The sequence below is a fragment of the Roseomonas fluvialis genome (genome assembly GCF_022846615.1).
Lineage (GTDB): Bacteria > Pseudomonadota > Alphaproteobacteria > Acetobacterales > Acetobacteraceae > Neoroseomonas > Neoroseomonas fluvialis.
Genome location: NZ_AP025637.1, coordinates 4,493,235 through 4,513,506, shown reverse-complemented (window position 1 = coordinate 4,513,506; position 20,272 = coordinate 4,493,235). Strand labels below are relative to the sequence as shown.

General features: G+C 67.3%; 14 protein-coding genes. All 14 read right to left on the bottom strand.

Translation table 11 applies throughout. The annotated features are described in order from the left end of the window. Positions 1–18: 18 nt before the first annotated feature. Positions 19–3,252 (bottom strand): DUF1156 domain-containing protein, encoded by a 3,234-nt coding sequence (locus MWM08_RS21605; RefSeq protein WP_244408575.1) that lies wholly within the window; start codon positions 3,250–3,252, stop codon positions 19–21. 7 nt (positions 3,253–3,259) lie between these two features. Further along, complete coding sequence (locus MWM08_RS21600) at positions 3,260–6,772, bottom strand: helicase-related protein (protein WP_244408574.1); 3,513 nt, start codon at positions 6,770–6,772, stop codon at positions 3,260–3,262. A gap of 111 nt (positions 6,773–6,883) precedes the next feature. After that, positions 6,884–7,201, bottom strand: a complete 318-nt coding sequence (locus MWM08_RS21595) for a DUF736 domain-containing protein (RefSeq protein WP_149536470.1) — start codon at positions 7,199–7,201, stop codon at positions 6,884–6,886. A 139-nt stretch (positions 7,202–7,340) separates the two neighbouring features. Further along, complete coding sequence (locus tag MWM08_RS21590) at positions 7,341–7,640, bottom strand: DUF736 domain-containing protein (RefSeq protein WP_244408573.1); 300 nt, start codon at positions 7,638–7,640, stop codon at positions 7,341–7,343. Positions 7,641–8,218: 578 nt separating this feature from the next. Beyond that, positions 8,219–9,367 (bottom strand): IS110 family RNA-guided transposase, encoded by a 1,149-nt coding sequence (locus MWM08_RS21585; RefSeq protein ID WP_244408572.1) that lies wholly within the window; start codon positions 9,365–9,367, stop codon positions 8,219–8,221. Between the two features lie 536 nt (positions 9,368–9,903). Beyond that, positions 9,904–10,443: a hypothetical protein gene (locus MWM08_RS21580; protein WP_244408571.1), complete on the bottom strand. Its 540-nt coding sequence runs from the start codon at positions 10,441–10,443 to the stop codon at positions 9,904–9,906. A 102-nt stretch (positions 10,444–10,545) separates the two neighbouring features. Further along, positions 10,546–11,478 (bottom strand): DUF2493 domain-containing protein, encoded by a 933-nt coding sequence (locus tag MWM08_RS21575; RefSeq protein ID WP_244408570.1) that lies wholly within the window; start codon positions 11,476–11,478, stop codon positions 10,546–10,548. Positions 11,479–12,026: 548 nt separating this feature from the next. Continuing rightward, positions 12,027–13,106, bottom strand: a complete 1,080-nt coding sequence (locus MWM08_RS21570) for an IS5 family transposase (RefSeq protein WP_244408569.1) — start codon at positions 13,104–13,106, stop codon at positions 12,027–12,029. Between the two features lie 181 nt (positions 13,107–13,287). Further along, positions 13,288–14,394: a hypothetical protein gene (locus MWM08_RS21565; protein WP_244408568.1), complete on the bottom strand. Its 1,107-nt coding sequence runs from the start codon at positions 14,392–14,394 to the stop codon at positions 13,288–13,290. Further along, positions 14,387–15,004 carry a hypothetical protein gene (locus MWM08_RS21560; RefSeq protein WP_244408567.1) on the bottom strand — a complete coding sequence of 206 codons (618 nt, stop codon included), beginning with the start codon at positions 15,002–15,004 and terminating at the stop codon, positions 14,387–14,389. Before MWM08_RS21560 ends, MWM08_RS21565 begins: the two co-directional genes overlap by 8 nt. Continuing rightward, complete coding sequence (locus MWM08_RS21555; protein WP_244408566.1) at positions 15,001–16,983, bottom strand: ATP-binding protein; 1,983 nt, start codon at positions 16,981–16,983, stop codon at positions 15,001–15,003. Before MWM08_RS21555 ends, MWM08_RS21560 begins: the two co-directional genes overlap by 4 nt. A 22-nt stretch (positions 16,984–17,005) precedes the next feature. Beyond that, positions 17,006–18,343, bottom strand: a complete 1,338-nt coding sequence (locus tag MWM08_RS21550; RefSeq protein ID WP_244408565.1) for a class I SAM-dependent methyltransferase — start codon at positions 18,341–18,343, stop codon at positions 17,006–17,008. Beyond that, positions 18,340–19,074, bottom strand: coding sequence for a DNA adenine methylase (locus MWM08_RS21545; RefSeq protein WP_244408564.1), 735 nt, complete (start codon positions 19,072–19,074; stop codon positions 18,340–18,342). The genes MWM08_RS21550 and MWM08_RS21545 overlap by 4 nt, the downstream gene beginning before the upstream one ends. A gap of 115 nt (positions 19,075–19,189) precedes the next feature. Continuing rightward, positions 19,190–20,239, bottom strand: a complete 1,050-nt coding sequence (locus tag MWM08_RS21540; protein WP_244408563.1) for a DUF7146 domain-containing protein — start codon at positions 20,237–20,239, stop codon at positions 19,190–19,192. Positions 20,240–20,272 lie beyond the last annotated feature (33 nt).

The window sequence follows — 20,272 nt, the reverse complement described above, 5'->3', positions numbered from 1 at the left end:
GTTTTCCTTGCCCCGCGCTCAGAACAATGCCGATTGCCGGGCGGCGGCGATGCCCTGGCGCGACTGGATGTGATTGCTGATGGCTTCCAGCAGCGTGAGCTCATCAGCCTTGGCGTCGCGCCGCGCCAGCTCGATCACGGCCTGCACGAGTTCGGCGAAGAGCGGGTCGCGCGCGAGGGAGGATTGCGCCAGGTAGGCATCCACTTTCCCAACGTCGCCGGCCTTCCACAGCCACATGATGCGGTGCAGCCGATCGATCAGCGGCACAGGGCGGTCGCCGATGCCTTCCAGGCCAAGCGCCTTGCGGGTGCGGGCGGACCAAGGGCGCAGGCGCACGGTGCTGCCGCCGCCGCTGCTTTCGTCGGCTTCCTCGGCATCATCAGCATCATTGTCGTCGGTGCCCTCCGCATCGTCGGTGTCGTCCTCACCAACATCGTCGCCGCTTTCGCCGCCGTTTCCTGATGGGGCCTTCGCCTTGCCGCGGGCCAAGATCTCCCAGCGGTCGGCAAGCTCGGCGTCCGAAAGGCCGCAAGACATGGCGTAGAGAATGGCCGCGCCGACGGGCGTGTCCGCCATGCCGAAGGACTGGCGGTGCAGCAGGTAGTAGCTGGTGATGTCGTCCAGCGCGGCGGCGTCTTCATCGGCACTGCCGTCCTCGCGGAGGACGCGGCCAACGGCGAATTCGACGACCAGGCGCCGCACCTCGCGCAGGAATTCGTCCACTGGCATGGCCTGCTTCTCGCCGGAGGTGGTGGCCTCGCGGAGCACCACCGGATGGCGGCTGTAGGCTTCGAGCGCAGGGCCGGTGGCGGCCCAGAGGAAGTCGGGGCCGCGGATGTGTGCGTCCCAGAAGCGGCGCATCTGCTCGGTGATGTTGGCCCGCATGGCGGCGAGCACCGGTCGATCGTAGCCGGGCTTCGCGGTTGCAAGCCGCTTGCGGCAAACGAGCCAGACGGAAGACGAAAGCGCCGCCGAGTTGATTGAACGGTTTCGGGCGCTCCGCTCAGTTTGGATCGGCAGGCTGCCATCCACGACGAACCCGGCCCGGATAATCGCGCCGACCAGGGTTTCCCAGGCATCCGGGCTCTTGTTGGCGAAGACGATCACAAGCACACCGTCCGGCTTCAACGCAGCATGGCAGCGCCGAAACACGGCCGCCATGCCGTCCTCGAAGTTGCGCTTGCTGGCCGCGCGGTCGCCGCCAAACCGACTGCTGTCATCGATCAGTTCGCCATCCTTCGCGGCGTGGTCCCATTTGGGCCCGAGTGGCTCGTTGAAGGCGGCATCCGTCTCCGCCGACATGCCGTGCAGTGCGCGGCGCAGCCAGATGTAGAAGAAGTCCATCAGGTCGGAATACGGAATCGCGTCGTAGTAGGGCGGATCGGTGACGACGGCGTCGAACTGTCCTTCGATGGCCATGGCGCTGCCCCGCGTGACGGCCGGACGGGTCCCGTCAGCGGGAATAGCGGCGAGGTGCGAGCAGACCTTGCCTACCCATTCGACCGCACCGCCGTAGTCGCCGGTGACGCCGGAGAAGGGGTTGACCTCGGTGAAGTCCCAGACCATCGGCAGCGCGAAGCGGCCAAATGTGCCCCGGATCGTCTCGCGAAGCAGCGTCCAAGTCGCAAGCGCGCTACCAAAGTCCGCCTGCCGGTCATTGGCGAGCGCGAGGTAGGCCCACAGCGCCTCGGCCCAGGTCTCCGGGTACCCCGCCTCGAGAGCGGCTTCCTTCACGGTGCGGACGATGCGCGTCAGCGTAGCCAGCGCGAGCAGCTGGCGCGGCACGAACAGGTCGGACCATTTCGTAAGGCCATAGAGAGGCACACGAATACCCGGCGCTTCCTTGCCGGGCAGCGGCTCATTCGGCATCCCGAACGGGATCAACGCGAAGGCCTCGGCCAATTCCGCGTCGGTCACCGCCGCCATCGCAAGCTCGTGTGGGGTCGGGTCGCGGTATTCCTTGCTCCTCGTGCCATCGACGACGACGGCCGTCATGACGGCGCCGAGCCGCTTCGCCTGCCCCTCGAAGCGGATTTCTTCCATTGTCATCTGCGCCGGGCAGCACGGGCACTTCGCGCCGGCGCGGGACATGGTGCCGCCGCCCAGCGCCCTGTCTGCCGCGCGCCGGGCGGCGGCGCTGTTCCCCTGCAGCGGCACGTCGGACTCGACGCGGAAGGTCACGCCGTCGCGCGCGGCGTTCGGCTCCATAGCCAGCCGTACCCGCTTGCCCTCCCTCTTGCACAGCCATCGCGTCTTGAGCAGCGGAATGCTGGCGCGGCAGGATTTGCAGCGCACCGTGCGTGCCCAGAGATAGGCCACCGTCGGCGTGGCCAACCAGCGGGGATTGCGCGCGTCAGCCAGATCGGCAGGCGACATCCCGGCGTTCAAGGCCGCCGCGCTGACCTGGCCAGCCGTATCCGGCGTCAGCAGCACCGGCGGTCGGGCGCAGATCCGCCCCGCCGCGCCCGGGACGGTCCATTCGGCATAGGTCGGGTAGCGCGCGGCCAGCGCGCGACGCGCCTGATCCAGCACCCAGCCGCCCCAGGCGCGCACATGCCAGCCAAGATCGGCCCGCAACCAGGGCCGTGCCGGGTCCTGGAACATGTCGGTTGTCGGGTCCTCGCCGGCAGCGCGCGCGATCGCCGAGGCCAGGCGCGCACCGGTGAAGCCGTGAGCCTTGAGGAAGGCGTCCATCAACGCGCGGTCCTTCAGCGCGAAGGAGGGCAAGGGCCGCCGCTCGCCGCCGATGCGCTGCGGGTAGTCCAGCGTGCATTTCAGGATGAACCACGCGACCGGGTTCAGGTCGCGCGCCTCCACCTCACAGCCCAGACGCAACGCCTCCAGCGGAATCGCCCCTCCGCCGGCGAAGGGGTCCAGCACGCGTGGCGCGCGGCCGCCATGCGCCGCGCGGATGCGGTCGCGGAACCATGCGAGGTCGGGACCGGATTCGCTGCCCCACCACAGAATGCCGCCTTGGGCCTCCAGCTTCGCCTGTTCCTTGCCGGCACCGGCGGCCTTGGTCTTCTTCACGAGGCGGCCGCCGAGTTTGCGCACCAGCTCGTTGCGCGCCTCGTCATTCCCCGGATCAGGCAGCAGCGCCGCGGCTATGGCAGCACGGCTGGCAGCCAGCGGCCGGCGCGCTGGCCACAGGTGCAGCGTCGAGATATGGCCGTGCCGCATGTTCTTCTCGTGCAGCGACGCGGCCGAGGCTTCGGCGAGGGGGAAGGCGGTCTCGATCAGGCGCTTGGTCATGGCGGGTTCAATCCTGTTCTGCGGCGGCGCGCAGATCGCCGAGGCGAAGCGTCATGTCGCCCCTGTGTGCACCGGTGAGACGGCCGAAGGGGTCCTGGATGCGGAGCAGTGTCGGCGAGGCCGAGGCGCAGCCGAGCACGACATAGAGCCAGTAGCGGTCGCGCAGGTTGGCGGCCTTTGCCCATTCGTTCGCCTGGAGCGCGACGTCGCCGGCGCCGGCCCGGCCCTTCACCTCGATGCAGCGGTTGCCTTCGGCATCACGCTGAGAGAGGACATCGAAGCCTGGCCAGTCGCCGAGGCCGGCCAACCGTGCGAGTGCGGGCTTCGACACATCGCGCACTGCCGCGCCGAAGGACTTCTCGTAGGCCATGGCGAAGCGCATCGCCGCGGTCTCGATTCGCTCCTCGTGCTGCTCCTTCTCCGCGGTATCGAAGGAGGGGACTACCAGGGCGTGGGCGAGGAAACGGATGTCGCCAAGCGCAATGGCGTCCGGCTCGGCGTCGATGTAGGCAAGCTTCGCCTCGCGCGCGGCCTTCAGCGCCGCGAGTTGGCCCTTCACCGCCTCGAACTCCATCGTCGCCTGCGCGCGGCCAGCCTCGACGGCCTCCTTCAGGCTCTTGCGCCGGCGAAGGAGCTCGACCTCATGTTGGCCGAAGCCAACCGCGATCAGGCGGCGCCGTTCGGGCAGATCGGTGAGCAGCCGATCGCGATGCTCGCCGATCACCCGCACAGCCTCGATCTCGCGCAGGTAGCGCGCGGCATCCTCGGCCAGCATCCGGGAGGCGCGCGCGGCTTGGTAGGCACCCGGCGCCAAACCGGGCGCTGGGCGTAGCAGCAGCAGATGCTCCACGGCGCAAGGCTCGATGGCACCGCTCGCCGCCTGCCTGAGTGCCACGAGGCGGAGGTCGATCACGCGCCGGTCCGGCCCGCCGAGGATCGGCACCGTCGCGAGATGGAAGAGCCAGTCCTCGGTCGCCGTCGGATCAACAAAGACACCGCCGCGCAGCGCCTCGTTGCCAAAGCGCTCGGCGATCCGCTCGGCGAGCGCGTCGAAGACAGGCTCGCCAGGATGCAGCCAGATGGCCGCCTCACCGGGACCGGGACGGATGAAGGTCATGCGGTCCTGGACCTCGGCCGGATAGCTTTCCAGCGCCGACGTCAGAGGGTCGAGCGCGCCCCGAGCGGAGGCTGCGAGGTGGAAGGTGGCGCCTGCCGCGTCGGGCACCATCCGCAGATCAAGCAGCGGCGCGGCCCGCTCCACCAGCGACTGCATGTAGCCCGGCATGAGGCGCAGGTAGCGCTCGCGCTCGATATCCTCCTGCATGCGGGGCAGCAGCGACTTCACGTCGCCGCCCGGACCATAGACGGCTCGCTCGCGGGCCAGCAGCGCGCGCGCTTGCTCAGACGTGAGCTGACCGCCAAGCGTCTCGGTGACGTCCTCGCCCTCCATCGAGCGTTCGAGGTAGGTTCGCAGGGGCACGTTCTCGAACAGGCGCCCGATGACGTCGAACACCTTGTCGGAGCCGAGCGCCTGGCGGATTTCCTCAAGCTTGCGCAGCAGCGTGCCCATCACCCGCCCCTCGCGCGTGTCGGACGCGACGAGGTTGGCGATGAACACTTGCTCCTTCTTCTGGCCGTAGCGGTGGATCCGGCCCATTCGCTGCTCGAGCCGGGCCGGGTTCCACGGGATGTCGTAGTTGACCATCAGCCAACAGAACTGAAGGTTCACGCCCTCGCCCGCGGCATCGGTGCCGACAAGGTATTTCGCCCCGCCATCGGCATGCGGTGTGCGGAACGACGCGACTTGGCGGTCTCGCTCAACGTAGTCCATCCCGCCATGGAGCTGGGCCACCTGGCCGGTGTAGCCGATCGCCTCCAGCCGGTCGGACAGGTAGTTCGCCGTGTCGCGGTGTTCGGTGAAGATGAGCAGCTTCTCGTCCCGGAAGCGTGGATCACGCATCGTTTCGAGGAGCTTGTCGAACTTCGCTTCGTTGCCGCGCTTGAGGATCGCGTCGGCCTGCTGGACGAGATCGTCCACCGTGTCTCGCTCGACGATCAGTTCGGCGAGTGTCGTTGCGGTGGTCGCGTCGAGCGCGGTCGCCTCTGCGGCTTCGTGCGCCTCGCCGCCGTCGGCCGCGTCTTCGTCGGCCGTCGTGCGGTCGAGCAGATCGCCTTGGTCCGTCGCGCGCCGCGCGGCAATGTCCTGCGCGCGCTGGAGAGCCTCGGGGCCGTCGGCCTCAACCAGCGCGATCATGGCAGACAGGCGCTCGGACCGCCGACGAAGCGACGCGCGAAGTGCAGCGGTGGAGCTGGCCAGGCGACGCTGGAACACCGCCATCGCGAGCCGCGCTGCGGAGCGGTTGAGGCCGGAGGCGCTGTTGTAGAGTGTCCGGATGTAACTGGTCGCGCCGTCGTACAGATCGCGTTCCGGCGGCGAGAGATCGAAGCCGAGCGTGTCGCACCGGCGTGCCGGATATAGCGGTCGGCCATCGAGGGTGACCATCTCCTCCTTGGTGCGCCGGATGAAGTGGCGCGCGCGCCGCTCGGGCGGGAACGCCCGGAGGGCTTCTGGCGTGGTGAAGGAGTCCGGATCGAGCAGGCGCCACAGCGCGAAGTAGGGGTATTCCTTGCCCATGTGTGGGGTGGCCGTCAGGAGGAGCAGCGACGGGGCCTTCCAACCGAGGTCCCACTCGGGCTTGCTGGGCGTCCCAGCCAGCGCCTCGCCCAGCAAGTAGCGTTCGCGCTTGATGACGCGCATATCGGGGTCGCGGTCGGCCGCGAGCTTGTGTGCCTCGTCCACCACGACGAGGTCGTAGGGGTGTCCGCCGGCACCGGCCTGACGCAGCGCGTCGAACATCCGTGGCGACCGCAGCGTGTCGATGCTGACGACGATGAAATCTGACTCGGGTCCGAGGAATGGATTGCCACGCGCGAGGTCTGCGCTGCGGATCGCTTTGGCGCGGATGCGGAAGAGAGACCGCATCTCTCGCTCCCAGTTGCCGAGAAGTCCGGCCGGCGCGACGACGAGGACGCGTCGTGCAAGGCGACGCGTTCGAAGCTCCTGCACCGCGAGACCGGTCATGATCGTCTTGCCAGCCCCGGCGTCGTCGGCGAGCAGGAACCGAAGCGGCCACTGCGCCAGAAGATGCTCGTAGACCGCGACCCGCTGGTGAGGCAGCGGGTCGATCAGCGAGACCTCGGTGGCGAAGGTAGGGCTGGCGAGGTGCCCAAAAGACAGGCGCGCGGCCTCAGCGACGGCTGCTACTGCGTTGGGGTCGGCGGTAAAATCGAGCTCCGGCGTACGGGCTGGGCCAGGCGGGATTTCGGGCTTGACGCGGTTCTGGTCGGCGAGGGCTTTGATCCCGGTGATGGCCCGTTTGTCGGGGACGAACGCTCCGGACTCCCAGCGGCTGACGGTAACATTGGTAACGCCAAGCAAGGCCGCGAACGCCGCCTGGGTCAGGCCAAGGCTCTTTCTGAGCTGCCGGATGTCGTCTGGATAGTTGTCTGCGGTCGCCATATAACACATGTTAAAATCGACCGCCTGGACGCGTCAAGGGTCAATCTTAACAGGTGATAACAACTCGAGGCGGGCGCGCCCCGCCCTCCCGGGCGGGGCGCCGTTGGCCGTTCACTCCCTGCTGCGGTTGCCGTTAGGGCGGGACCAGATCAGCTCGAACTCGCCGCCCTCCATCTCGAAGAGGTTCGCCAGGATCGGCGCCGGCAGGGACGGGTCGTCGAGCTTGACCGAGAGGTAGTCGCGGCCCTCGTTCGAGGTCTTCTTCCACGCCGCCCCGATCTCGGCGCGGCCGGCGAAGATGCGGAAGTCGGGGGCCTTGTCGCTGCTCTTCTCGGCCGGCCGGACCTGGACCTTGGCGTCGAGGGTGAGCGTTGAGACCGTGCCGGTGAAGCCGTCGCCGGTGCGGGTGAAGGTGCCGATGGTCGCCATGACTGTCTCCTGTCTGTCGATCGGGCCGCGCCCATCGCGGCCTCACATGAGGGTTTCAGGTCAAGGTGCTTGTGGGATCCGGAGGGCTGTAGCGCGCAGATCGGACGCTCCGCCGGCGGCGGAGCGTCCGTGGCCGCGGTCAGCGCGACCAGATCAGGCGGTGCTCGCCGTTCTCGCCCGCCACCAGACTGGCGTAGACCGGGGCGTTGAAGGACGGATCGTCGAGCTTGACCGACACGTATTCGGTGCCGGTGTCCTTCGCCGCCTTGCTCCAGCCGGCGCCGAGTTCGACGCCGCCGACGGTGACCCGGTAGTCGGGGCTGCGCTCGCCGTCCTTGGCGACCGGGCGGATGGTTGCCTTGACGTTGATGTTCAGCGTGCGGATCGTGCCGTTGAAGCTGCCGTCCTCGCCGCGGGTGAAGCTGCCGATCTGAGCCATCGTCGTATCTCCTGACTGCTGTGCGAAGCCGCCCGATGCGGCCTCGACGGCGGTCGAGAGGCGTCGGCCGGCCGGCTTGCACCCGCAGGGCCGCAGCGCAGCGGAGGACGGCGGCAGCCGAGCTTCTTGCCTCGCGAGGAATGCGCGGAAAACCGGGGCCCCCACGCGGCTTGCCGCGTGGGGTGGTGGCGCAGGGGAAGAAGGTCGGCGAAGCCGTTGCTGGCCATAGGCCGGACGACGCCAGACCAGCCGACAGAGAGGCCGCACGGCGGCTGCCCGGCATGTCTGCCGAGAAGACGATGGCAGCCAGTGCAGCCCGAAACCGTGGCTGGCCTGCGCCGGCCCGCATCCCGCCCTGAACCTCAGGTCTGAGCCCATCTGCTGATCCGCGCCCGTGCACGTATCAACCTCACATCCGGTCGCCGCGCCTGCGGCTGCACCAACATCCCGCCTGCGGCGGCAAGGGCTCAGGAGGACGAGACCATTCTCGATGACGGCGTGTTGGCCATGCCGCGATGCGGTCGTCCACCTGGTTCCGGCGGGCTGATCAGGCCCAGGCCGAACGGTGAGTCAGCGTGTCATGCGCGCACGACCGCGCCCTCGATGACGACGCCGGCGGTGACGTATTTCCAGAGCGCCACGACCAGCTTGCGCGCCAGTGCCGTGATCATGACCTTCTTGAAGCGGCCGCCGTTCTGGGCGACGCGCGTGTTGAACCAGCGACTGAGCGCGGATGCGGGCTGATGGCGCAGCCATAGCCAGGACATCTCCAGCAGCGTGGCGCGCAGCCGGGGATTGCCCGACTTCCCGATGCCCTGCTCCCGGTCAATGGATCCGCTCTGCCAGGGTGTCGGCGCGAGGCCCGCATAGGCTGCGACTTGGCGACGGTTGTCGAAGTGGCGGTAGAGGCCCTCGCTCCAGAGGACGGCGGCGAACTCCGGGCCGACGCCGACGACGTTCGACAGTACGGCCACCTCGCGCGACGACTGCCGCTCCTCGGCGAGCATGGTATCGCGCTCGCCCTCGACGGCCTTGATCTGGTCGAGCAGAAGCTCCAGGCGGTCGAGCTCGCGCTCGACCTGGCGTTTCAGGTGATGAGGGAGATCGCACCCATCGCCGGTTCGCAGCGCCTCGAGGCGCTCGCGGCGATCGCGCTTGAGGGGATCGTACCCGGTGATGCCCTGCGAAAAGAGCAGGCCCTTGATCCGGTTGCTGTGCTGGATGCGCTCCTGCATGAGCACCTTGCGTTCGCGCGCGATGCGGCGGCGGTCCTCCTCGGCGGGAGACGGCACGCGCAGCATCGAGCAGACGCGCGGCTCACCGCGCTTGAAGGCGAGCAGCGCGCGGATCAGGCTCTCGCCGTCGAGCCGATCCGTCTTGATCCGCCGGAGCCGGCGCGACGTGGCGATCGAGGCGGCGTCAACGACGTGGCTTTCGTGTCCCTCCGCCTGCAGGACCCGGTGCACCCAGAAGCCGTCGAGCCCGGCCTCCTGGATGACAGTGATAGGGAACTCCTGGCCGGTTCGCGCACGTGCCTTTTGCCGCAGTCGACCGAGGCGTTCCAGCAGGCCGGCGAGATCGCCGCCAGGGACTGTGTGACGCGACAGCTTCTCGCCCGCGCCGGGCGACAGCGAGGTGATCAGCCATGTCTTTCGGCTGAGTTCTACGGAGACGACGACCTCAGCGAGCTCGCCATCACCTGTTCTGCGTGCATGGTTCTGCGACATCGACTTCCCGCTCCTTTCCTTCACGGCCAATGACACCCGCCGCACCTGAGCAGGTTGCCGGTCCGCCCTCATAGGATCTCGATGGCGATCGTCCGGCCGGGGGCGGGCGCCGACGCACCCGCTTGCGGGCCGCAGCGCAGCGGAGGACGGGGCTGGGAGACTTTCTTGCCTCGCGAGGAATGGCCCACCCGGGGTCCCCATGCGGCTTGCCGCGTGGGGTGGGTTGCCAGGGGAAGAAAGTTGCACCGGCGCCGTTGCGGCCGAGGCGCCCGAGGCGTCAGCCGTCCCTCGGCCAGATCAGGCCATCCGAGGCAGCGTGGTAGCGCGACACCGGACGGACCATGGAGACAGCAGGCGATGGTCGCCGCGCCCGGCACAAGCGCGATGAACCAGTCATCGCAGTCTCGGCGCCGATGGCGTGCACAAGGGAGGATCCGGCCGGAATGGAGAAGGCGAAACGCTGACCCTGTTGCGGATCATCCCAGCTGTACGGGTCGCGGCGCGGATGCTCCCGACGAGGGCCGCCCTGCTTCGGTTCAGCCGCGCGATCCCGATGACGGCGCGGGCAGACGTGCCGTGGAAGGGGATGGCAGGCGAGGCTGATTCGGTCCCGCCGCTTCGGCGAACTCTGCGTCAGGGCGGCCAATGGTGACCTGCCTCGGCTGGGCGCCGGCGCCCGCGAACGCAGCCAGCTGCACGGCCGCGGAGACACCCACCACGAGGCCGCCGATCGCCGCAAACACGTGCCGCCAGGCTTCCGACGGCACGAGCAGCGCCGAGATCCCGAGCACCGCGTGGTAACCGGCCACGGCAGCCGGTGCGGCAAACAGCAGCGCGATGACGGCCCGCAGGGCGAGCGAGCGCACGGAGGCGAAGAGCAGCTGCGCGGCGAACAGCGCGACCACGCCCGCGACGAAGCCGACCAGCACGGCGCCGATCACGCCCGCGCCCGTCTCGAACGCCCACATGCCGACCGTCAGCCCGACGAAGAACGGCACGGCGTAGATGGCGAGCGTGAACAACAGCACGAGCATCGTACCGAGGCCGAACAGGCTGACGATGACACCCAGCGTCATGCGACCCTCCCCGGTCGAGGCGCGATGATGCCCCCCGATTGTAGCGGATGGCGGGCGCCCAGCGGATCGCCTTTGCGCGAGCGCATCATCGTGCGGGCGGCACTACCCGCCGCCCCCGCGGAAGTCGAAGAGCGGGATGCCGAGGCGCTTCGCCTTGTCAGCCAGGTTGTCGGTGACGCCCGAGCCGGGGAAGACGATGACGCCGATTGGCAGCGTCTCGAGCAGCGCGTCGTTGCGCTTGAAGGGGGCCGCCTTCGCGTGCCGGTGCCAGTCCGGCTTGAAGACGATCTGCGGCACCTTGCGCTGGTCGGCCCAGCAGGCGGCGATGCGCTCGGCGCCCTTCGGCGTGCCGCCATGCAGCAGCACCATCTCCGGGTGCTTCGCGTGCACGCGGTCGAGCGCGGCCCAGATGCGCTGGTGGTCGTTGCAATCGACCCCGCCGGCAAAGGCGATGCGCGCGCCGGGGGGCAGCAGCGGCTCGGTCTCGGCGCGGCGCCTGGCGGCAAGGAAGTCGCGGCTGTCGATCATCGCTGCGGTCATCGTGCGGCGGCTGACTATCGACCCCGCGCGCGGGCGCCAAGCGGAACCGGTGTGGTGCTCGAAGTGCTCGGCTGCGGCATCGCGGAGGAACTCGAAGGCGTTGCGGCGCTCGATGAGCGTGAGGCCCTGGGCGAGGAGGCGTTCCAGCTCGACGGAGCGGACCTCGGAGCCGTCCTGCTCTTGCTGGGAACGCTGCTGCGCGGCCTCGTTGGTGTCGAGCTCGCGGCCGATGCGGTCGATGCCGCGATGGAAGAGGTTGACCAGCGACCAGAGCAGGTCTGGCAGGTCGGGCTCGAGGCGCGTCTCGCCGAGGCTGGCGACGAGTGCGTCGAAGATGTCGGCGATGGCGCCGGAGAGGCGGTCGGGATCTGGCAGTGGCCGCGGATCGGGCTCGTCGGCGAAGGGGCGGTAGCCGTGGAGCTGGAGCTCGTCGAGCAGATGCGCGGTGGCGGAGGCGGCGTGGGTTGGTTCGGCGTCGTCGAAGCGGTCGGTCATGGCCGGGTCCTCGCTGTCACGGGCCGCGCCCATCGCGGCCTTCGTGGCGATCACCCGGCCGGGGGCGGGCCGGACCGGCACCCGCAGGCGAAGCCGGAGGGCCGCAGCGCAGCGAAGGACGGCGGCGCACGGCTTTCTTGCCTCGCGAGGAAGCGGCCCGTCAGGGCCGCGGGGAAGAAAGTTGCGCGACGGCGTTGCGGGGAGGGCGCGGCTCCGGCCTGATCGCCGGAGAGAAGGACGTGGGTGCGGTGACGTGCATACCGGTGCGGTTGACCGTGAGCGTTGAGCAGGACGCCTTGTACACGGGCGTCAAAGCACTCGGCCTGCTTGCTCGAAGTCCATTCTTGGGCCAACAGCCGCTGGACCAATAACTGGGTCCGACATCGCCAAACAGGAATTGGTGCCTGCGACTGGACACCTCGAATAACCCGGTCTTTGGGCGCGGCTGAGCGCCGCTGATGGCCCCGATGCGCGGGGAGCGGCCGCTTCGGATCGCCAGTTCCGCCTCTGGGCGGCGGGCGGCATGGCGTTTTCGGCGCGCAGAGCTGTCAGGCGGGCACAGCTCGTCCCTCGATCCAGACCAGGCGGCGCATGTTGTAGGCGAGATTGGCCAGCGTGATCCGCGCGGTGGCGCGAAGCAGGCCGACGCACCGCACGACGAGACCCATGCGCCGCTTCTCGGTGGCGAAGACGTGCTCGACGAGGCTGCGCACGCGGGCCCTGGTCGCGTTGCCGCGGGCGATGTGGGCGGGCATCGGCCGCCCGCGCGGCTTGGCGCGCTGGAACTCGGGCCGCAGGCCACGCCGGTCCAGCAACTCGAGATTCGCCTTGCTGCGGTAGGCTGTGTCGGCCCAGACGCCGCCGCCCGTATTGCCCGGATCGAGCACGGCACCGAGTTGGGCGCCGTCATGCCGCGCCGCGTCGGTCACCACGAAGCGGCGGATGAACCCATGGGCGCGGTCGACGCCGAGGTGGTTCTTGTAGCCGAACATCGGCACCGCGATCTCGGCCGTAGCTTGGCGCGGCGCGCCCTCAGACGGCCTGGCCTTGCGACCGCGCTTGATCGTCCAGCGACCGTCGCGGTCGATCTGTCGGGTGCGCGCCTTTGACCAGCCATCGGGCGTGCCGCCGTCACGCAGCACCGCCTTCTCCTCCCGGGTCAGCCGCGGCCGCCGGGCCTCGACCACCGTGGCGTCGACGATCTGCCCGCCCATGGCCAGGAATCCGCGCTCAGCGAGCATCGCATCGAAGCGCGCGAACAGCCTCGCCAACGCGCCCGCGCGCGTCAGCTGCTCGCGGTAGAGCCAGATCGTCTTGGCGTCAGGCACCGCGTCCTGCAGCGCCAGGCCCACGAAGCGCATGAAGCTCAGCCGGTCGCGCAGCTGGTACTCGGCCTGGTCGTCCGACAGCGTATAGAGCGCCTGCAGCACGAGGACGCGAAACATCAGCACCGCGTCCCAGGGCGGGCGCCCGCCGCGGCTGCGGTCCGCCCGCGGCAGTGCCGCCTCCAGATCCGCACGGAACGCCTCGAAGTCCACCACGGCCCGCAGCCGTTCCAACGGATCGCCCGACGCCGACAGCCAGCGCAGACGCTCCTCTGCATCGAAGAACCCAGGCTGTCCCGCCATCCGCCGCTCCCGCCCTCAACAGCAGCAGCGAATCAGATCAGCCCCCGCCAGGGCTAGGGTTTTTCGAGGCGTCCGACTGGCTACGAAAGGGAACTAGTGCTGGCCACCTGCTTCTGACCAGCGCAGACTGAAATGCTCTTCTCTTGCAGCTGTCAGCGAATCGTCGTTGCAGTCATGGCGATTACGCAACCGCGAATTTGGACTTCCTTGGACTCAAAAAGAAGCGTACGGGCGGCGCAAAATCGTCGCGCGATTGCGCATGATCCGGGTCATATTGCAGGACGTCGTTCGCAAAGTGCATTGCATCCGCCTCGACGAGAAGATCGGTCGCGCCTTTAACGTTCTGGCGGCGTGCATCGAAGATGACAAGATAGCCGCGGGTCGCGGTGCTAGCGCTGTGCCGCACCTCACGATCGAGATAGTCGGCTAACTGGTTGGCCCCCTCCTGCGCGCGTGGCAGCCCATAGTCGGTATAGGTGGGCACCGGCGTAGGCTTGCGGGACCGCGCAGTAGACCGTCCGAGCCATTTGACCTCGATCAGCGCGGCAGCGCCCGAGGCAAACCATTCGACACGGATATCGACCGGCTTGGTCTCGTCGGTGTTGTGCTCGGGCCGAGCGTTGGCGTCACGCAGGACCAGTTGCAGTGCCTGGATCAGCGAATCCCGCATGATCGCTTCGGGTCGGTTGACCAGGACCAGCCGTGGGCCATCAACACCGCCCTCCCAGACTTCCGCCAGGATGCGGCATTTCGTTTCCCGCACGAACTCGGTGTAACGTGAAAGCGCCTCTTCGAGGCTGCTCAGCGTCGCATTTGCGAAATTGCTGGCCAGGATCGGCGAGACCTTCTGGACATAATCGTCGTGATGCTTGGCGAGAATGCGGTCGACGCCGTTGTCGTAGCGATAGACCAGCGCATCGGCGGCGGCTGCCTTGAGGTCGATATCGGATCCAAGCAGGAGGAAACGGAAGGTGCGGTCGGGGACGAGTTCGATCAGGCAATGCGTGCCGGTCTCCGCGCCGGCAAGTGCGATACCAAGTTCCTCGTAAGTCTGGAAAGCCGACGGTGCGCCCCAGGCGGTGATCATCGGCGCCGCCGGCGTCGCATTCATGCCGATCGTCACCGTCAGCGTTCCGCGCAGGCTTTCGGGCGGAAAGCGTTGATAGATGAGCTTGACGGTATCAAGGAGCGTCGTGATCGCGCGCGCCCCCCGCTCGCCGAACGCGTCGCTCGCGTGCGGGAGATAGGCCATGCGCACCAGCGCCTGCACACTTTCGAGGTTAATCAACCGCCGCATCCTCCGTCCGTAGGATCCTGGCGGAGAGCCATATGACCGCTGGCGACAGCAGATCCTTCACGTCGACACCGAGCACCGAACTGACGATTCCGTACTCCTTGTAGAGAAGCTCGATGTCGTCGGCTTGGAGCAGGAGGCGCCTCTGGCCAAGCCGTACCGAGGCGAAGAGGCCCGGTGACTGGCCGATTGCATGGCGGATCGATCCGACCGGAAGCGCGAGCGCGCACTGCGTCGCCGCGCGCAACCAGTGACGCCGATCTACCCAGGAACCCAGGGTCAGAAGGCTATCCATTTCCGCCACCAGCTCATCGTGGCGCGCGCTCATCAGGCCCGCTCCATCCTCATCGACTAGGCCTCTCGCGACTACCATCGATCGGGCCGTCTCGAACTGAACGCTGAATGGGAATCCTTCAGATGTGACCGCGAAAGGATAGCCCCAATCGCCGACCGCCTGGCCTTTGAAGAGGCCGAGGATGCAGCCGAGATAGGCATACAGATGAGCCTCGATGACCGTCATCGGCATGACCGATGCTGGCGCGTCGGCCGCGATTGCCACGGCGTCAAAATACGCTTCGGGAACGATGTCCGCCGCGCTGGTCACGTGAGCGCCGCGTCGATCGCGTCATAAGCCTGGGTGAACAACGCTTCCTCGCTCTGCTGCACCTCGCTCAGGTCGGTCCAGTCAGTCATGCGCACGATCTGCATTCCCGCGCTCTTCTGAAGCCGCGCAAGGCGCAGCACGAGTTGCGAGCTGCGCAGGTTGGCCGTCATCAGCAAGCGATTGCCTTTGGCGACGAACTTCGAGAACATCGAGCCAGCGCGCGCCTCATACGCGATGTCGAGCGATCCTTCGGGCGTGTCGATCAAAAGCGTCGCGGAGCTGTCCGCCATGTATTCCGACAGCGCCATGCGCAGCGCGATGTCGATGAAGAAGCGCTGGCTTTCGGACACAGCGTCGGGCCGTGCGCGCAACTGATCGTCCATCCGCATGCGCAGCCCGAAGCCGGAATCGTTGGCGCCCTGGCGATGCTCTAGCTCGACATCAATCGGCAGGCCAATGAAGTCCTCGGCCAGCTCACGAAATCGCGGCACGAAGCGTTCGGATCCGGCCTCATACTGCGCCTTGAGTGCCTTTTCGTAGGCTCGAAGCTGATCGCGCAGCTCATCGCGCTTCCTATAGTGTGCCTCGCTCTGGGCCAGGAACTCCAGGCGCTCCTTCTCGAGCTTGTCGATTTCCTGCTGGATCGCGGAGAAGCTGGAGCCACTCTGCACTTTGGCGAGGCCCGCGGCCTCCTTTTCCTCGAATTCCCTAAGCGCCTGTGCAGCGGCCTCGTCGCTCGCCTGAGCAGCGGCGAATTCGTCGCTGATCCGCGCGCGGCTGTCCAAGATCGTGGCGAGGCCATCGCGGATGCGGGCGATCTCGCGGTCGAGGCGCTGCAACTGAGCGACGGCGCCCGCATCGGCGCCCGATCGGTCGAGAACGCTGTCGCACAACGGGCAATCGCCCTTGTCGAGAGCGGCCTGGATCCTGGTCGCGACATGGACAGTGCCGCAGAGCGCGCAGCGGTCCTCCGACAGGGTGGCGCGGACGATGGGATGGTGGTCGACCGACGAGGTTTGCCGGAGCCGGCTCGAGAACAGGCGGCGATATTCAAGCTGGGTTTCAGTGAGCGAGGCGCTCAGGTCGGTCCATTTGAGGTCCGCGTCGCGTAGCTCGGCCTGCTTGCGGCGCATGCGCTGCTCGGCCTCGGCCTGCCGGGCGACGAGCGCGTCGTGCTGGGTCTGAAGCTCAGCGCTGGTCGCATGGTCGTCAGTTTCCGCGCCCTTCAGCAGGTCAACGAGCTGCTTGATGCGGTCAGCGACATGACGCGCGGAAAAGCGGACGTTGCGGCCGCGCGAGCTTTCCCTGTCCATATCGCGTTGGAGCTTGTCTGCCGCCTTGGCCGCGACCGGATCGGCGCCGAAGGCGAGATACAGCGCATTGGTGAGCGCCGCATCGTCCCACATGAGGAGATGCCGGCCTTCGTCAAAGGTGGCGACAAAATGCATGAGGAAGACGAACTGCGCGAAATCCTCGAGGCCGGACAGCGCGAGAACTTTGGCCCGATAGAGGGCAGACAGATCGCCGCCGTCATCGTCGCTAGCTTCGTGGATGTCGGTCGCGCCCGAGGCCAAGCCGATCGCCAGGCGGGTGACGCCGGCGGTCCCGAATAGGTCGCGGGTGACGCTCACGGTGGCCGTGGGCCATGCGAGGTCGACGGTTACGCTCGCGATCGGGCGGGCATGCTCGCTGATGCGGCCGCTGAAATAGTCGTCGGAGCGATCCGCGCGCCCGGCGTTGCGAAGATAATCCTGTGCCGATTGGAACTTGCGGCCGGGATCAGGGATCGCGCCGGTGATCGCAAAATTGATGGTGTTCAAGAAAGTGGACTTGCCGAGGCCATTCGCGCCGATCAGGCAGAAGACGGGACGTTCGATAACGGCGCAGGCATTCGGCTCGTTGGAATAGAGGTCGAAGTTCGCAAGCGCGACCCGCGCGATCGTTGGCAGGGAGATCTTGCGATCGGCACCGTTAGACACAGGGTATCTCCCGCATTCTGCGTCAACTGCGCTCAAATACTAGGCAGTGTTCGGACAACTCAAATCCCCCTCCGTGCTGCGAGCTGTTGCGCATGGAGCGGATAGCGCCGCGCTCGGTCAGGCGAAAGCCCAAAGGCTGCACGCATTCGACGAGAATAGAGGCAACATCGACGTGAACACCACCATACTGACTGTCGCCGATCGCGACGACGGCGTGCCGGCCGGACGGGAGAATCCGGCGGAACTGCGCGAAGATTAAGGCGAGATCGTCGAAATAGAAACCAATCATCTCGGGAATATGTGGATTCCACAAGTCGCTTCTGGCGCGGCGGAGCGCGTCTAGCGTTTCTTGGAGCGACTTTGAAGCCGCGACGGGTTGCGTCGCCCGCCATTTCATCTGCACATGCGAGCGCAGGGTTTGATGGCGTAAAGTACGATTGTCGGGGCTGGATTTCAGATAGCCAAGCATCCACAATTCGAGATTGTAGACGTCAGTATAGTCGAAGGAGTTGGGGTAAGGCGGGGAGAAGACCACGACGTCCGCCTGCTCGACGCGCGTCAGCGCGGTCCGAGCATCGCCGCGATGGACGACATGGCGGGCCCGACGCGGCCCGGAATAGGAGGTGAGGTCGGCGGCAGCCAAGTCGACCGCATCATCGAGGCTGGCGATGAGGTCGGCGGCCGAGCGAGGCCGCGTTTCCCAACCGCGGCGGTAGCGCCTGCCCTTGCCGTTGATCGTCACGTTGCTGTTGGAGACCAGCACGGACCCCAGCAGTACTCTGAGCAGACGTGCTTCGTCTGGCGGCAGGGCGGCTGATGCCCGTACGATCGCGCGGATCGTCGCATAGACTTCGGCGGCGAAGACGTAACGACCTTTGACACCGGGTTCGACCATTGTCGGCGGCATACCATCGATGGCGCGACTGTCGCCGAGTTCGATCTCAAGCTCTGACAGCAGGCGGTCATAGGACTCGCAAAAGCGCGCGGCCGGCACCGGCGTAAGCTTGGCTTCGATGAGATCCGCCAGGAAGGGATTGACCTCGATAATCTCGGACGAGATGCCTAGCATGCGGCAGGTTACGGCGGTCGTGCCGCTGCCCCCGAAGGGATCAAGGCATCGGTCGACTTTGTAGGGCAACGACCCCAGCGTATCGGCGACGAACTTTGGCGAAAACGCTTCCTTGAAGTGGAACCACCGCTGGAACGGAATTTTGGCTGCGCCCTGGTTTGAGGAGGTCGGCGCGGCTTCGGCATAGCATTCAAGCCAGTTGCAAACGTCGGTCAGCGCGACCCGGCGGCGCGCCAGACGCTGTGAGGTGCGAACGGTCTCCGCGAGCGAGGCGCGCCAGAATTCCGTCATGCCGCGCGTCCTCGGTCTCGATCAGCAAGCAGGCGCTCGGCGTCGCCGGGATCGATGTCCGAAGACTGGATAAGCGCGGCAAGCACAGCGCGGCGTTCGAGGTCCGGCAGTTGGGCAAGCTTTTGCACCCATCGGCTGGTTTTGCGGCGAATACGTTCGCGCTCGCGGAAGCTGCCGCCGATCGGTGCATAGTCGTGAAGGTCCGGCGAGAATGCGAAGTTCGCCCAAAGCCGTTCGCTGCGCGGTCCAGCGTGGCTCACGTTTACGAGTTCCTTGACCTCCCATCCCTGAAGCGCCTGCTCGTATAGCGCCGAGGGGTAGCCGGAGATCATGATCCGGCAATCCAGCTTCAGGAGGGCGCCTAGAAGCCTGCGATGATCCTCGTCGGTGTATTCGTGCCGATAATAGCGGCGGTTCTTTTTGGTGGCCGCGACGTAGGGCGGGTCGACGTAGAGAAGCTCCCGGCCGCCGAAAGCGTAGCCGGTGAGAAATGCGAGCGCATCAGCGGCGTGCAGCACGAGCCCCGGCACGTCCCAGGAGCTCGCCTCGCGGATTACGTCGGCATCGATGTCCACGCCGATGCTGACCCGCGCCGGGCGCTTGTTTCGCATGACCGCGCCGCCTCCGAGGTGCGTTTCGATATAAGTGTCATGCGGCGGCATCAGCGAAACGATGTCCTGCCAAAGCCGTCCTTTTCCGCCCGCATATCCCATAAGTTTAATCATCGCCATTTTTGACGATGCAGTCAAGCGCGGTGAAATCAAGGTTACAGCGGTCCGTGCACGCGATCTGGGGCTAAGGAAGTAGATCGTGGAGCGACGTAGAGCGGACGACAGGCGTCTGCTTTCAGCCTCGCGAGCCGAGGTCATGCAGAGCCATTTGACGAATGGATGCCACGTCCTCAGGTGCGAGCTGGATGCGCACCCACGCGGCCAAATCGACTGGACTGATCTGTCGTAGATCGGCGTTGAAGTCGGCCGAACGTGGGCGCAGTGCCAGGGGCTCGATGCCCGCTCGCCCTGCCCATTCGGTCAGCGTCGCTGCGGCGCCGATGCCCGCATGGTCGTTGTCTTGTGCGAGGTAGAGGCGTCGAATACAAGCTGGTAGGACAAGCGCGGCGAGATGACTCGCCGACAGCGCCGCGATCATCGGCAGCGACGGCAAGACGCACCGAAGCGCCAGCATCGTCTCGATCCCCTCGCCGACCACGACGACATGGTTCACCACGCCGAACCGTACGCCATTCCCAAGCAGCCGCCCCATCGCGCGCCGAGGCGTCGCGACCTGCGCCTTGCCGCTCCCGTCGCGCGCGAGCCAGGTGCGGTGCACGCCGGTGATGGTGCCCTCGAGATCCGTCACCGCGGCGAGCATCGCGGGCCAGGTCTCGACCGGCGCGTTCTCGTCCGCGCGGTAGTAGCAGCGCGGGTGGAAGCGCAGCGCGAGCAGATCGTCCAGGTAGGTGATGCCGCGCGCGCGCAGATAGGTCTCGGCCAGCGTGCCCTTGATTGGCTGTCCGGCGTGGAACAGCCGACGCGCGGCATCCGGCGAGCCGGCCGCGACCGGCGCGCGCGGTTCGGGCTGCTGCGCTGTCGGCAGGCTCAGGAACCGCCGCGCCTCCTCCAGCACGTCGCGCAGGCTTTCGAGGCCGCGCGCCCTGCCGATCAGGTCCAGCAGGTCACCATGCTCGCCCGTCGCCGCGTCGGTCCACTTCCCGGCGGCGCCGCGCCCCGCCTCCGGCCCCTGCAGCCGCACGAACAGGCTGCGCCCCGGCGTGTTCGCGACATCGCCCACGGTCCACCAGCCGCCCTCGCGCCGGCCGTTGGAGAGGTAGTGGCGGCAGACCGCCTCGGCGTTGCGGGCCAGGCGGCGCGCGAGCGCGGCGGCATCCTCGCGCATTGGTTCCTCCATGAAGATGCGGGCCCGCCTTGC

Excerpts from the sequence above, each read along its gene's own strand:
- MWM08_RS21595 (WP_149536470.1), bottom strand. The coding sequence starts at position 7,201 with ATGGCGACCATCGGCACCTTCACCCGCACCGGCGACGGCTTCACCGGC.
- MWM08_RS21540 (WP_244408563.1), bottom strand. The coding sequence starts at position 20,239 with ATGCGCGAGGATGCCGCCGCGCTCGCGCGCCGCCTGGCCCGCAACGCC.
- MWM08_RS21585 (WP_244408572.1), bottom strand. The coding sequence starts at position 9,367 with ATGTCGCAGAACCATGCACGCAGAACAGGTGATGGCGAGCTCGCTGAG.
- MWM08_RS21550 (WP_244408565.1), bottom strand. The coding sequence starts at position 18,343 with ATGACGGAATTCTGGCGCGCCTCGCTCGCGGAGACCGTTCGCACCTCA.
- MWM08_RS21580 (WP_244408571.1), bottom strand. The coding sequence starts at position 10,443 with ATGACGCTGGGTGTCATCGTCAGCCTGTTCGGCCTCGGTACGATGCTC.
- MWM08_RS21570 (WP_244408569.1), bottom strand. The coding sequence starts at position 13,106 with ATGGCGGGACAGCCTGGGTTCTTCGATGCAGAGGAGCGTCTGCGCTGG.
- MWM08_RS21545 (WP_244408564.1), bottom strand. The coding sequence starts at position 19,074 with ATGGCGATGATTAAACTTATGGGATATGCGGGCGGAAAAGGACGGCTT.
- MWM08_RS21605 (WP_244408575.1), bottom strand. The coding sequence starts at position 3,252 with ATGACCAAGCGCCTGATCGAGACCGCCTTCCCCCTCGCCGAAGCCTCG.
- MWM08_RS21590 (WP_244408573.1), bottom strand. The coding sequence starts at position 7,640 with ATGGCTCAGATCGGCAGCTTCACCCGCGGCGAGGACGGCAGCTTCAAC.
- MWM08_RS21600 (WP_244408574.1), bottom strand. The coding sequence starts at position 6,772 with ATGGCGACCGCAGACAACTATCCAGACGACATCCGGCAGCTCAGAAAG.
- MWM08_RS21575 (WP_244408570.1), bottom strand. The coding sequence starts at position 11,478 with ATGACCGACCGCTTCGACGACGCCGAACCAACCCACGCCGCCTCCGCC.